The 14,795-nt window shown below is 39.7% G+C and carries 8 protein-coding genes, 6 tRNA genes and 1 riboswitch (1 of these 15 cut by a window edge); of the genes, 1 reads left to right on the plus strand and 13 read right to left on the minus strand.

Annotated features, from left to right (window positions below; all coding sequences use genetic code 11):
* Nucleotides 1-5: 5 nt before the first annotated feature.
* The 3 genes from AB5M32_RS11500 to AB5M32_RS11510 all read right to left on the minus strand — a co-directional run bounded on the left by AB5M32_RS11500 (nt 6) and on the right by AB5M32_RS11510 (nt 8,542).
* On the minus strand, nt 6-4,826 hold the full coding sequence (locus tag AB5M32_RS11500; protein WP_368024469.1) for a prealbumin-like fold domain-containing protein: 4,821 nt from the start codon (nt 4,824-4,826) through the stop codon (nt 6-8).
* A 231-nt stretch (nt 4,827-5,057) separates the two neighbouring features.
* Nucleotides 5,058-6,827, minus strand: a complete 1,770-nt coding sequence (locus AB5M32_RS11505; RefSeq protein ID WP_081128884.1) for an ABC transporter ATP-binding protein — start codon at nt 6,825-6,827, stop codon at nt 5,058-5,060.
* Nucleotides 6,828-6,829: 2 nt separating this feature from the next.
* Nucleotides 6,830-8,542 (minus strand): ABC transporter ATP-binding protein, encoded by a 1,713-nt coding sequence (locus AB5M32_RS11510; protein WP_034700517.1) that lies wholly within the window; start codon nt 8,540-8,542, stop codon nt 6,830-6,832.
* 117 nt (nt 8,543-8,659) lie between these two features.
* On the opposite strand from AB5M32_RS11510, the gene AB5M32_RS11515 reads away from it, so the two are divergent.
* On the plus strand, nt 8,660-9,316 hold the full coding sequence (locus AB5M32_RS11515; RefSeq protein ID WP_178287071.1) for a TetR family transcriptional regulator: 657 nt from the start codon (nt 8,660-8,662) through the stop codon (nt 9,314-9,316).
* Between the two features lie 153 nt (nt 9,317-9,469).
* Here the strand turns inward: AB5M32_RS11515 and AB5M32_RS11520 are convergent, their stop codons facing one another.
* From AB5M32_RS11520 to AB5M32_RS11565, 10 genes are all read right to left on the minus strand, one after another.
* A complete protein-coding gene (locus tag AB5M32_RS11520; RefSeq protein ID WP_010721040.1) occupies nt 9,470-10,015 on the minus strand; it encodes an acyl-CoA thioesterase in 546 nt (181 codons plus the stop codon).
* Nucleotides 10,016-10,147: 132 nt separating this feature from the next.
* Complete coding sequence (locus AB5M32_RS11525; RefSeq protein WP_010736957.1) at nt 10,148-10,936, minus strand: alpha/beta hydrolase family protein; 789 nt, start codon at nt 10,934-10,936, stop codon at nt 10,148-10,150.
* Nucleotides 10,937-11,090: 154 nt separating this feature from the next.
* On the minus strand, nt 11,091-12,566 hold the full coding sequence (locus AB5M32_RS11530; protein WP_081128890.1) for an MDR family MFS transporter: 1,476 nt from the start codon (nt 12,564-12,566) through the stop codon (nt 11,091-11,093).
* A 168-nt stretch (nt 12,567-12,734) separates the two neighbouring features.
* Complete coding sequence (gene metK / locus AB5M32_RS11535) at nt 12,735-13,928, minus strand: methionine adenosyltransferase (protein ID WP_034868017.1); 1,194 nt, start codon at nt 13,926-13,928, stop codon at nt 12,735-12,737.
* Nucleotides 13,926-14,004: riboswitch (SMK box riboswitch) on the minus strand. (Overlaps the previous gene by 3 nt.)
* Before the next feature lie 342 nt (nt 14,005-14,346).
* Nucleotides 14,347-14,418 (minus strand) — tRNA-Glu (locus tag AB5M32_RS11540).
* Between the two features lie 12 nt (nt 14,419-14,430).
* Nucleotides 14,431-14,504 (minus strand) — tRNA-Ile (locus AB5M32_RS11545).
* A gap of 15 nt (nt 14,505-14,519) precedes the next feature.
* Nucleotides 14,520-14,590, minus strand: a tRNA-Gly gene (locus AB5M32_RS11550).
* A gap of 4 nt (nt 14,591-14,594) precedes the next feature.
* A tRNA-Phe gene (locus AB5M32_RS11555) sits at nt 14,595-14,667 on the minus strand.
* Nucleotides 14,668-14,670: 3 nt separating this feature from the next.
* Nucleotides 14,671-14,744, minus strand: a tRNA-Asp gene (locus AB5M32_RS11560).
* 43 nt (nt 14,745-14,787) lie between these two features.
* A tRNA-Met gene (locus tag AB5M32_RS11565) sits at nt 14,788-14,795 on the minus strand; it runs 66 nt beyond the window's last position.

A 14,795-nucleotide genomic window follows, 5' to 3' on the forward strand; every position in this document is an offset into this window, starting at 1 on the left:
AATTACTATTTGCTATTTCGCTTACTTCTCAAGCGATAGAACAACCAACCTAGTAATAAAACAATGGTAGTGAGGGCTGCAATTAGAAAGAAGCGAAGTCCAGGTCCACCTGTCATTGGCAATAAGCCAGACGTTTCCGTATTCATGATTGGTACGACTTCCATTTCGTCCAAGTTTTGGACAGCTTCATGTGGTTGTAACAAAATGTAATCTGTATCAGCTAGCCTAAATCGTTCAGAAAGGTCACTACCTTCGTGATCCGTGATACTTATTTCTCTAATGTAATAATGATAAGCTTGACCATCTGGAGTAAATTTCTCCAAGCGGTTACTGATCCATTTCAACCCTTCACCTGTATCTCCTGGCGTTAAGAGAATCGTTTGGATTTTCTGCTTTTCCCCTTCTTCGACACTTCTAAATAACTCAAAGGTAATGTAGTTAATGCTCGAGTAATCTAAATCGCTGAATTCAAATTGTTTCTCAAATCCCACATAGACACGTTCAGGGGTACTTTCAGGTGTCGTGCTATTTTTCAGGATGATTTGCCAATTATGATTAGCATCTTTCACGATCTTATTGAGATTATCAACTTGATCGCCCTCTTCCCCACTACTTAAATCAAAATATGGTTGCAGGTTTTTTCCTGTTTTGGTATTGATGATGCTGGTTTCTTTTACGATATAACGATAATCCTCACCTAAATCGGCTAACTCTTCGACCAGCACTTTAAACTCATTCTCCTGATTTAAAGTGAAAGTCATGGGTGTGAATGAAGCATCCAAGCGCCACTCATCGCTTTGTTCATGCCGTTGTTCCCTTAATAAATTGACCGTAATTTCATAATCTTCTTTGATCTCCTCTGGTACTGCCGCATTAGGCGTGGTAAAATCCCAATTTTTTTCGATCATGAAAGGCTTTGGTCGGTTTTCAACAGTCAACTTAAACTGTCCATTGTCTAATTGGATCGTTGCTCGTTCTTGTGTCACTGGAATCCCTTGTTCATCGGTGAAAAAAATTTCCTCTTCTCTACTAGTCGTTCCTGATGCCTGTACCTTGAAATAAATGGGCTCTGGTAGTACAGCAAACGGACCTGCTGGTGGAGTAATCTCTGTCAGACGATAGATTCCGTTCGTCAATCCATAAGCCTCTTCTTCATGAACACCACCGATCTGAGTAGGATTATCTACCGTAAATGTCTCTAATACTCTTTCAGGAAATTGTTCTTGGAAAAAATCTTTAGATTTTTTCTCTAAACGGAATTCTGAACCTGTAAGGTCATTTCCTTCGTGATCGGCTTTATAGAATTCCACGATTCGGTGGATTCCTGAAGCATAACCTTCTCCCGTCGTGATGTCCGTAATGGATTCTTCCGTCACTTTTTGTTTTCCATTCAAGAAAACACCTGCACGATTATTGACAGAATCAGCGGTTGTTTGGGCAGTATATTCTACGATCAATGTTTTATCTGTCACTTCTGACTGACCTGTATTATCACCTACAACTAATTGGAAATGAGCAGTTTTTTGCGATAAATTGATCAAACCGTCCGCAGCTAACTGGTCAAAGGCGGTTTCTGCCTTCACACCTGGCTCACTTAAAGCTCTTCCTGTTTGCTGACTGATCCAATGAGCTTCACTTGTGTCATTTTCTGGATTTGCTTGCCATTCAAAGATTTGATAAGCACCTCGCCCATCTACGCCAATGTACTCTGGCAAATATGGGACTAAGAGTTGTTGTGGTGCCAACAGTAGAAAATCTTGTTCATCGATTAAACGGCGTATTTTTTCAAATTGCTGAGTCTGGGGATTGTATTTTCCTTCAAAAACGTTGATTCGATATTTTCCAGTATCGGGATCTAGCAGAAGCATCGTTTCTTCTTCATGATCCATGAGATCAAAGAGATACAAATTCTGGTATTTGGCGCCACCTGGGTTCACGATCACGCGGTAGGTGATATGTTCGCCGTCGTCTGCTACTTCACCCGTCTTGATCACTAAACTTTCTGTCGGTATCGTGACTTGCGTTTCTACTTCTGTCTTGCGCCCACCAGGACTTGTCAGTGTCGCTATATTTTTATAAGAACCTGCTAGTAATGGATTATCAGCTAGTTCTTGAGTGGCAACATAATCGGCAATGAAGAAGATAACGATTGGTCGATGACTCTCTTTTAAGAGAACGATCCGCATCAATTGTGTTTGCGGATCATATTCTAGGCGATAATCCGTACCTTCCACTAGTCGTTCATTCCCTGCATAATCTCCTGCCGCTATTTTCCAGCGGTGTTGATTCGTATCAGGATCAATCGGACCAGCTAGGTTGGCGGTCCCCTGAAAGACGTGAACAGAGTCTGGCTTAAACTCCCAACCAGCAAGGGTCGAAAAATCATCTTCAATGACGGTTCCTGCTGGTAATGGACCACTGGAAGGATTGAATTCTAGACGAAACAGTGTTTGGTATCGATCAACGATTCCAGTGTAGACCGGTTGTCGGCTCTCATTTGAAAAACTTTCATCTGTCCAATATTCAAACGTTCCGATATTTCCAGCATCAGCTTGTTCTGCATCTTCAGCGATTGCTTCTTCATACTTTTGCCCTGGCTGTAGGAATAACCCTTTTTTATGTCCATCGTTTATGAGGCTATAGTGCCAATTGCCAAATGTTCCATAACCAACTGAATCTTGAGAATACTGAACGTCTCCTTGCCGCCAAGTTGCTTTGGCGTAGTTGAAGAACGTAATATCTGGATGGATATACGTTCCACCTAACCAAGGATAGATCCCTTGGACTACTGGATCGCTGGAATAGTAATTACTTCTATTGAACTGAGAAGGGTCTTCATCCCAGATTTTTAAATAACCTCTACTAGATAACTGATGCTCTTTCGTTGAAAAATGAATCTTAATGGTTCGATCCGTTGTTTCATAATCTCCAATCAAGCGGATCGTAAACCCTGTTTGATAAGCACTATTCGCTTGATGTAAATAACTCCCATCCGGCAACATCAATCGTTCGCCTGGTTCAGAAAGATTATGCAAAACCAACTCAAAATCAACACCCTTTTCTAATGTGTTGCCTACGTCATCTGTGATGACTAATGTCGATTCTAGTAATGAGCGAGCATAATAGATCCATTTAAAAGGACGAACATTGTTCTCATAGTAGCCGTGATAGTTATTAGGATCGAACAATCGCACGAGATCCTCTTCAAAGATGATGGAAGAATCACGGATTTCTACTTGTTCAACTAATTTGTTTTCCTGATTGAACAAAATCTCCCAATGTTGGATCTGCTGAGTCTGGTCACCCCCAACTCCACGTTTTACGATCCCTGGCATGCTTGGGTTAGGAATGATTCCGCCAGCGCTACCTTCACCAAAACTTCCTTGGATCGCATGGTTGGAAAACTGGATCGTATCCGCTGAAACCTGTCCATCCGTCGTTTGTATCCTCGTTTGGTAGGTGATTCGGTAGGTGCCATTCGCATCCCCTGGTGGTGTGAGCGTCATCTCTGTGTTTTCTGCATTGAAACCGACTGTAAAGCCTTCCGCATTCGTTCCAGTGATCTGCAGTGAGTTTTGTTCAAAGGTATGGCTCGCAGCATTTGCTGGAATGACGGATAATCGATCAACGATAGGGTCTTTTTCACCATCGACGTAATAATACGTGTCGATTTGCCAAGTCACGAGTACATAGTCATACGCTTCGCGATTACCTGTTGGTTGACCAGGATCATCTGTCGCCCGATAAAAATCAATTTTGTCTGATCCATTTGGATTTTTAGCTATTCGTTTTGAAAAGTCTTGTTTTACGATATCAAATTCGACATCATTCGTTTCTGTCCGACCTAATTCATCACTTTCGACAATGAGTTGATTATGAACAGTTGGTTGGCTTAGATCTTTGACTCTGGTACGGATGATTAATCGATAAGCCGTTCGTTTAGGCGTTTCGTTATTTTTGATCGTCCAAGTTATTTGGTTGTCTTGTTGCGCTTGACTATAATCACTTGCTAATAAAGGATGGAACTGTTCATCCTCCACTTCTTTCTTTTGGATACTAACTGACACAAATTCCTGGTTATCACCAAAGAAATCTGTGATTTTCACATTTGTCAACGCCCGATGTTCTTCGTTGATCAACGCTTCCCATTCAACAATTCCAGTGTCCCGATTAAAACCAATTCCCTGTTTTTCAACGATCTCTTCTCCTTTAACAATGATTGGCACTTCAACTACACCATATTCTCCCAAATCTACGATCAATTCTTCGGTAATATTATCAAAACTCGTATCAATAGAAAACGAGCCCTGAATCTCACTAAAATTATAAATACGGGTATTAAATTGGATCGCTATACTACGATCCTCATTTACATAAAACGTCCCAAAAGAAAATCGTCCAGTTTCATCCATCAATTCACCCGATAAACCACCTGCTGGAATCAATAACGTGTCAGGAATATTTTCAATGATCGTATAGCGTTCATTAGCCATTAGATCGCCACTAGGATAAATATCGTCATCGACCAACCACCAATTGATTTGAAGGCGGACATTCGTATCGCTTGGAACGCCTGTTTCGGGCAAATCACTCGTATACGTGCCGTCTTTTTCAGGATCGATCATCAATTGGACGCCGTTATCATTGTTCCCGTAAGCCTCACCTAATTGAAAACCTGTTGGTTGTCCAGTTACCTGGAAATGACCATTTGAGGAAGCATGGACTAGCGGCCCCATCAAAAAGAGCGGGTTGGACAAAGGAACCAAAATCGTCAAGAGCATCATCAATTGTAAGCACACCTGCCTTATTTTTACCTTCATACCCATTACCTGCCTTTTTATAGTTTTTAAGGAGCGCCTTATTTAACATGAAATATAACAGGTTTCTTGAAACAGCTTACTTCAACTTTTTCAGACAAGTCTGAAAAATAACGTTTCTTATCTCACAATAGCTAAAGTCAAAGAGATCTCTATATGCAAAAAAAAGACTACTTAGAAAAGAGCCATTCCCTCTTCTAAGTAGTCTATTAGTTAGCTTATTTGTTCATCAAAAACAGATCATTCAAAGACAAACTGATTATGATAAAGTTCAGCATAGAAGCCATCTTCTGCCAACAACTGATGATGATTTCCTTCTTCGATTACTTTTCCATCACGTAAAACAACAATACGATCCGCATTTAAAATCGTTTTTAACCGGTGGGCAATCACAAAGCTGGTACGTCCTTTGATTGCTTCGTCCATGGCTTTTTGGATTTTAGCTTCTGTTACTGTGTCCACGTTACTTGTTGCTTCATCTAAAATCAACAATGAAGGATTCGTAATGATCGTTCTGGCAATACTGATCAATTGTTTCTGACCGGTACTGAACAAGTTGTTTTCTTCAGATACTTCTGTTTCATACCCTTTTTCTAGATTCATGATAAAGTCATGAATATTCGCCTGCTTAGCGGCATTGATCACTTCTTCATCTGTCGCATCAGGTTTCCCAAAGACAATATTGTCGCGAATAGTACCCGAGAATAGGACGGATTCTTGTAAAACGATTCCTACATGTTTTCGTAAAGCATCTAAATCATACTCACGGATGTCTGTCCCATCAATCGTTACTGCACCACTATTCACATCATAAAAACGATTCAATAGATTCATGATCGTTGTTTTACCTGAGCCAGTCGGTCCAACTAACGCGACCATTTCACCTTTATTTACATCAATAGATACATCATTTAACACTAATTTATCAGGGTTATAACCAAAATCAACATGTTCCAAAGATAAGCCTTTATCGATCCCATCAAAAGATTGACCATTCGCTGGTTTCACTTCATCTTTTTCAGCAAACATCTCATTCAGTCTACGTGCCCCTGTGATCGCTAATTGGATCATGCTATAACCAGATGAAATTTGCATCAATGGTTGATAATATTGTTGGGAATACTGAACGAATGTGACTACCAATCCTAAAGCAACCGAGCGTTCCAGATCCCCATTCAGTGCTAACCATCCACCAAAGAAAATGACGATTGCGGTATTCACTAAAGACATCCCTTGCATCATTGGGAAAAGCAATCCTGAATAAGCTTGTCCTTTAAACGTTGCTTTACGAACAGTCTCATTGTGTTCCAAGAAACCATCAATTGTCTCTTCCTGTAATCCATTGGTGATGATGACACGTTGACCACTGATTTTTTCATCCATATAGCCGTTCAATTTCCCAACTTCGTCTTGTTGTAAATCAACGTATTTTCTTGCCTTTTGGATAATCAAAACAGCAATCAAAACTGCCACTGGTGTAGAAGCAATTGTTGCCCAAGCTAACTCAACATTTTGGCGGAACATCATAATCAATATCCCAAAAAGTAAAACGATATTGGTGATTACTTGGAGCAAAGCTTGGTTCAAACTATTTTGGATATTATCTAAATCACTCGTAAATCGACTAAGAATTTCCCCATCTTGATGAGAATCAAAGAAGCGGATCGTCAATTTTTCTAGTTTATTGAATAAACCAATACGCATCCGATTCGTCGATTTACCCACCACTTGCGTAAATAAGATACTGTAAATGAAGTTTGCGGCACTCGCTAAAACATAAAACATTAATAGTTTCCAAATAATGGAAACGAAGCGACTCTTATCATCGACTCCTTGCATCAAAGCCCCAACATAGTTAGCTAGTTCTTGAAAGGCTTCTCCGATATATTGTGGCGCCTTCACTTGAAGATAAGTGGCAATGATAACTGTAACAAAAATAAAGAAAAAGGAGACCTTATACCGTTTTAAATAGTGATAGAAAAACTTACTGGCTTTTATTAAATCAGTCATGGCTACTCCTCCGTTCCTTTTTGTGTTTCGAAAATTTCTTGGTACACCCGATTGGTTGCTACTAGTTCTTCGTGTGTTCCTTCACCCACTAATCTGCCTTCATCTAATACAAGAATCCGGTCTGCTTTGACAACAGAAGCGATTTTTTGAGCGATCACAATTGTAGTAGTGCCTTTTAATTCTTTTGCTAATGCTTCACGAACCAACTTTTCAGAACGCGCATCTAATGCACTGGTACTATCATCTAAGATCAAAATCTTAGGATCACCAATGACACCTCGGGTAATAGACAACCGCTGTTTCTGTCCACCTGAAAAGTTACTACTACGTTCTTCCACAGGAGCCTCATAGCGATCGGCTAATTTTTCGATAAATTCTTGTGCTTGAGCAATCGCAGAAGCATGTTCCATATCTTTTTCAGAAGCATCTTTTTTCCCTTGACGCAAGTTTTGCGCAATCGTTCCAGAGAAAAGGATCGCTTTTTGTAAAACAAAGGATACAGTGTGACGTAGGCTTTTTTCATTGACTTGTCTTAAATCTACGCCGCCTACTTCCACTTTTCCTTCTGTTGGGTCAAACAATCGTGGAATCAACTGAGCGAGTGTCGATTTACCAGCTCCTGTTGCACCAACAATCCCCACCATTTCACCTGGTTGGATCGAAAAACTGATGTCTTTCAATGTGTCTGCATCATCGCCAGGATAACGGAAAGAAACATGATCAAAAGTGACTGATCCAGTTAAATTCTGTTCTGGTACATCTTGGTATGTTAAATCTGGTTCTGTGTCTAAAATCTCTTTGATCCGTTTCAATGAAACTGCAGCTCTTGATGTCATCATCATCATCATTCCACCAATAATGATTGCCATCATGATCTGCATCAAATAGTTCATGAAAGAAGCCAAACCACCGATTAAGGTTGGATCATCTTTTGCTAAATCACTAACAAAAAAGATTGCGCCAACTACTGCTAAATTAGCAGCCAACATAAAGGATGGAATCATCACGGAAAACAAGGTTCCCACAATGATGTTGTGTTTCGTTAGATCTTCGCTGACTTTACTAAACTCTTTCAATTGATTGTCTTCTTGGACAAAAGATTTGACTACACGGATCCCCATAAGATTTTCTTTGGCAATACTATTGACTTTATCAATCAGTTTTTGGATGATCATAAAATGTTTACCCATTCTGGTAAATGATAAAGCTGTAATCAAGAAAACTGCTACGATCAATGCGACAATGATCCACCATAATTGCGGCATCGTCATCATTGCCAAAACAAAAGCCCCGATAAACAGAAATGGAATTCTAAAGAGCGATTGTAAAGAAATCATGACTAGGTTTTGAATTTGTGTAATATCATTTGTTAGTCGAACTACCAGATTTCCAGCAGAGAATTTTTCGATATTTCCAAATGAAAAAGTCTGGATTTTACGAAATGCTTCTTCCCGAATATCAGCACTAATCCCTTGTGCCACTTTCGCTGAAAAAATCGTATTTGAAACTCCAGCTGCTAGTCCTAACAAAGCTAAACTGATCAAGTATACACCGATCGTTTTCATCTTGTCGTTATCTTCTGTAATAATAGCTTCTAATACTTGTTGTAAAAGCTTCGGTTGCCATAATGCGGCACTTACCATAATCGCTACAGAAAACAATGAAATAAATACAGCAACTTTGTATTTTTTTGCATGTCTTAAAATTAAGCCCATTGGTTGTTACACCCCTTTTTATTAAAATTGACAGGTCTTATTTAACACTGTAAAATAAGGCCGACTAACAATTTACCATGTTTAAAAAAATATTGCAATACAAGAGGTTGATTAAATTTGGAACCAAAGCTTTCCCAAGAAATGATTATCAAATCTGCTTTTGCGATTCTGGCAGAAACGCAAGAACTATCAAAACTATCTATGCGAAACCTTGCTCAAAAAGTTCAAGTAAAAGCCCCTGCGCTTTACTGGTATTTCAAAAATAAGCAAGACTTGCTCCAAAAAATGGCTGAATTCATGGAAAATGAACTAATCATTCCCGAGCCTCGTTTACCTTGGCAGGAACGCCTTATTCAATTCATGGAAAACTACTACGACCTTTACACCCACTTTCCTTGTGGTGCAGAGCTAGAAATCAATACCGTTCCTTCTTATGCAAGTCGTTTGGAACACTTAGAAATGATGATCCAGATTCTTATCCAAGCGGGCTTTTCGATTGACCGTAGTCGTCAAGCAGTGTTTGCTCTTCATAACTTGTTGATTGGTCAACTGATGGATCAACAGCATGAACAGAATCTTCGGCACAAAATCATGGCCGGTAATCACTTACTCAAAGATGCTATTCTTTCTATGAGAAGTTATGTCGAAGAAAATGCACTAGTTGGACTAAAGGCTAGTATCACCGCTCACCAGAACCAAGAAAATGAAAAACAACTCTTTCTTGATAGCGTGACGATCTATCTTCAAGGGTTGGCTGTACAAAAAGAATCGTAAACAAAAAAAGACATGAAGGCAAGTTCGCGAACTTGCCTTCATGATTTTTTGTTTACTGTTTGAGTTGACTACGTGAATAAAACTTCCTATTCCACAAGTAATAGTCAGTTTAGCTACTAGTTTAGCCATCTCACTTATCCTAGATGAAGCAGTCTAATCATCTATTCCTTCATTTTTTAACCAAGGAAGATCTGTTGATAATTGAGCAGCAAAAGCTCGGTATTCTTCTCGTTCTTGTAAACGCTGTTTGCGCCGTTTTTCGTATCCTGCGCACACTAGTTTTTCTTCTGCCGTGTCCGGTATGACTTTAGGTACTGTAAATTCCGTTTCTTCATTCATATGAGACGGAACAGCGACAAATGTTGTAAAACAAGTTGCGGCTAAGTAACGCTCCCCAGTTGTCAGATTTTCTCCAATAATTTTAACGAATACTTCCATCGATTTATGATGAGTACCACTTACATAAGATTCTACACACACAGAATGGTTTTCATGCAACGGCTTCAAAAAATTCAAACTGTCTAAAGAAGCGGTAACTGCACCTCTGCGACAATGTCTTGTCACAGAGATCGAAGCAGCATCATCGATCATCGTCATCAATTTTCCACCAAATAAAAACCCAAAAGGATTAAGATCGAATGGAAAAATCCGATGTGTTTGAATGACTATCGATTCTTTACAATGCTTTATCTCTTCCAAAAAAACACCTCTTTCAAATAATTACCCTATGATTTGTCCTATAAAAAAGCTAAGGCCAAGACAATGTCCGAGCCTTAGCAATCGTCCTGAAAAAATAGTCTCAAAAGCTAAGAAAGATCAAGGATTCTTCCCCTATTTTTCTTCAAATAACCATTCCAAAGCACGTTGAATCCACTGATCCCAAAATACCCAGTTATGTTCGCCAGGACCATGTTCGAAGGTTACGCCAATCCCATTTGCTTTCAATGAATCAGTCATTTCTTGATTTGCTTGATAAAGAAAATCTGATTCCCCACATGCCAAGTAGATACGAGGTGCTGTTTTGTCACTCTTTACTAATTCTTCTAATAAATACTGAGGATCATTAACTGAACCTTTGATCTGATCTAACGGTCCAAATACGCCCTCCCAGAATTTTGCCTTTCGAATCATCAATAAATCATCCATCCGATTGCCTACTGAAATGGCTCCTGATAAAGAAATGATTGCAGCAAAATTTTCTGGTTTTGCCAGCCCAAGTTTCAAAGCACCATAGCCACCCATTGATAATCCAGCAGCATAAGTCTTTTCTCTTTTTGTCGTTAATTGTGGAAACAGTTCATGACAGATTTCGGGAAGCTCTTCTGAAATAAACGTCCAGTATTTCATATCATAGGCCGTGTCGGTATACCAACCTAGATCAGTAGAAGGCATAATGACCGCTAATCCATGGTCTGCGACATATCTTTCAATCGACGTCCGACGCTCCCAGACACTATGATTTCCTCCCATTCCGTGCAGAAGGTATAAGACAGGAACATCTGTTGTCGCTTGTTGTGAACTCGTACCGATCACTTTATTTGTTGTTTGTGGAAGGATTACATTCAGGTTTACTTCCATCTCTAAAACATTCGAATAAATATTTGCTTGAATAAATGCCACGTTGAAACATCCTCTCTAAGGTGTGAAAAATAGTGTTTTTGACCTGACCAATAATGACAAATTTTGATAAAACAACTATTCTAACACCGGTTATCGTTGTGAAATAATTAGTCAAACGATCTCACAAAGTAACATTTAGTACTACTTTCTTGTACTAATACTCTCTTATTCTATCACTTTTTTCACGAACGACAAACGTCAATGCAAAAGCGATCACTACTAGTAATAGCCCCACAAAATAGACTTGATGCAATCCTTCATATAAAATCTTCCGTAAAGGCGTGATCAACTCTGACGCAATGTTTTTAGCTGTTTGTGGGTTGACTAGCTTATTCATGATATCTGCATCATTCGTCAAATTAGTCGCATTCAGCTCCCGTTGTGTTACTCCATTGATCAATAAGCCAAAGACTGCCACCATCACAGTTTGTCCAATCGTCCGCACCAATGTATTGAACGAGGTAGCTACCCCTAGTTGATCTCGAGACACACTATTTTGGGCACTAACAGTTGAGGTAGTCATGGTGATTCCTAGTCCTACACCAATGACCGTTGAAATAGCAAAGAACCATAAAAAATTACTTTCAAATGGCATTAACCAGAGCCAGGCACCACCTAGAGAAGCAATTAACAGACCAATTCGTAATACCCAATTCGTTGCCATTTGAGTCATCCACTTACTTGCTAAGAAAGAACCGACCATCCAAACAAGTGAAAGCGGTGCTAAGACCAATCCTCCTACTGCAGCATTTAGCCCCAATACCCCTTGCATCCACATTGGAATATACACATCGATGCCCATTAAGAACCCGCTGGCTAAAGCTGCTGCTAGATTCACGACCACAAATAGTGGATTAGCAAAAAGATGCAACATGATCACAGGGTCTTTGGCTCTTTTTTCGGCTGCAATAAATAAAAATAATAGAAGAAGACTTCCGATCAAAAGCCCGATCACTACTGGAGTAAATCCTTGATCCCCTAATAATTGAAATCCAAGAAGTAAAGCAACCAACATCGCCATCAAACTAAAGCTCCCGAATAGATCCATCGGTTTTGACTCATGTTCTCTCTGTGGTTCGTTCAAATAAAGCCAGATCAAAACCATCAATAAAAGCCCGATCGGTACATTAATAAAAAAGATCCAATGCCAACTGATCGTTTCTACAATAAAACCTCCAGCTAATGGTCCAAAAACACTAGCAATTCCCCAAGCCGAACTGTTCAAACCTAAAACTTTTGCTCTTTTTTCAATCGTATATAAATCGCCAATGATCGTTAACGCCACTGGCATCATTGCTCCAGCGCCCATTCCTTGAACAGCACGAGCAGCAATCAACCCCATCATTGTTTGAGAAAGTCCACAAAATAAAGAACCAATAATAAATAATAGCGTTCCAAAGATAAAAATAGGTTTTCTCCCCACTTTATCTGCAAGTTTTCCATAGATCGGTGTCAGCATCGCATTCGTTAGTAAATAAATCGAAAATACCCAATTCATGATCTCCATACCGTGAAGAGAGCCGACGATCGTAGGCATCGCAGTGGTCACGATCGTTCCTTCAATTGCTGTCATGAAAGTTGCAATAAACACACTGATCGTTACTAATTTGACGTTTGTTTCTCTTTTCATCTTATTCCTCCTTTTTTTATTGTTGCCAAATAAATTTTAGCCAAAAAAAATAGGCTTTATCATTTATCAAAAACACGAATCAAAAACGACCATGGATTTCTCTTCAGTCGTTTGGATAAAAAAAACTGGAATGATCCCATAAAGAGAACCATTCCAGCCATCAAAAAGCTATTTTGCTAAGCTTGCTTTAATTGCATCAACTTTATCTGTTTTTTCCCATGGCAATTCGATATCCGTACGACCGAAATGACCATAAGCTGCTGTTTGACGATAAATTGGACGACGTAAATCAAGCATTTCAATAATACCTGCAGGTCGTAGATCAAAGTTTTCTCTCACAGCGGCAATCAAGTCTTCTTCTGGAACAGTTGACGTACCAAAAGTATTGATTGAAATAGATACAGGTTGTGCAACACCGATCGCATAGGCTAACTGAACTTCAGCTTTTCTTGCCAAACCAGCTGCTACAATGTTTTTCGCAATGTAACGAGCGGCATAACTTGCTGAACGGTCAACCTTAGTAGCATCTTTCCCAGAAAATGCTCCACCACCATGACGAGCATAGCCGCCATATGTGTCAACGATGATTTTTCTTCCCGTCAACCCAGCATCTCCTTGAGGTCCCCCAATAACAAAGCGACCAGTAGGATTGATGTAGTATTTTGTGTTGTCATCAAGTAATTCAGCTGGAATAACTTCTTTTATTACTTTTTCAATGACGTCATGACGAATTGTTTCATTGTCCACTGCATCATCATGTTGTGTTGAAATAACGATGGTATCCACTCGTTCTGGCTGACCATTGTCATCATATTCAACTGTTACTTGTGATTTTGCATCTGGACGTAGATAAGTTAATTCATTGGATTTACGTAAATCAGCTAAACGACGAACTAGACGATGGCTTAATGCAATTGGTAAAGGCATTAATTCAGGTGTTTCATCGACTGCAAAACCAAACATCAATCCTTGGTCCCCAGCTCCGATCTCATCCAATACATCTCTCTTCGCTTCGTCACGAATCTCAAGTGCTTCATCAACACCTTGAGCGATATCTGGTGATTGTTCATCAATTGCAGCTAATACAGCTACTGTATCTCCATCAAAGCCAAATTTTGCTCGTGTGTAGCCAATCTCTTTGATCGTTTGACGTACCACTTTTTGAATATCCACGTAGGCAGTGGTTGAGATTTCTCCAAATACCAATACAAGACCAGTGGTAACAGATGTTTCACAAGCCACGCGTGCATTTGGATCCTTTGCTAAAATTGCATCCAAGATCGCATCACTGATTTGATCAGCAACTTTATCTGGATGTCCTTCAGAAACAGATTCTGAGGTAAATAAATGTCTTTCTCCCATAGTGATTCCCCCTAGTTAAATTCGGTTACAAGGCATCTCCGCTGATGACGGATCCTCTCGGGAACTTGCAACGAACCAAGTATAGCAGATATTTGAAATTTACGCTTGTTTTTTTAACGTAATTACTTAAAAATTTGAATAGTTCACTGATTATGCTGGTTATTTCCTTTATCCCAGGTAATTATTTTGCTTCACTATGCTACATGTTTAAAGAATAGCAATAAAAAAGGTTCAAAGTTTAGGAGCATAAGTATACAACAAATCCTTTGCAGCAGAATCAAATTTTTTTCATTCTATTTCTGATCACCTATAGAATCAAATAAAAAGACCTAAAACAATCATCGCCTACGATAACTATCTTAAGTCTTTTGAAATCATTCTTACAAATAAAAAAAGATACTTTAGAAAGTATCTTTAATGACCCGTACGGGATTCGAACCCGTGTTACCGCCGTGAAAGGGCGGTGTCTTAACCGCTTGACCAACGGGCCAGGTGAAACTAATGGGCCTAAATGGACTCGAACCATCGACCTCACGCTTATCAGGCGTGCGCTCTAACCAGCTGAGCTATAGGCCCATAAAAAAAACTAAAAGCGGGTGACGAGAATCGAACTCGCGACAACAGCTTGGAAGGCTGTGGTTTTACCACTAAACTACACCCGCATTATGGCGCGGGACAGAATCGAACTGCCGACACATGGAGCTTCAATCCATTGCTCTACCAACTGAGCTACCGAGCCAAACGGTCTGGACGGGACTCGAACCCGCGACCTCCTGCGTGACAGGCAGGCATTCTAACCAGCTGAACTACCAGACCATATTTAGTTTCTTATTTGGTGACTTTGAAAAATCAAAGTCAATTGCGGGA

Origin of the sequence: Enterococcus sp. C57 (genome assembly GCF_040887305.1) — a bacterium.
Taxonomy (GTDB): Bacteria; Bacillota; Bacilli; order Lactobacillales; family Enterococcaceae; genus Enterococcus_B; species Enterococcus_B hirae.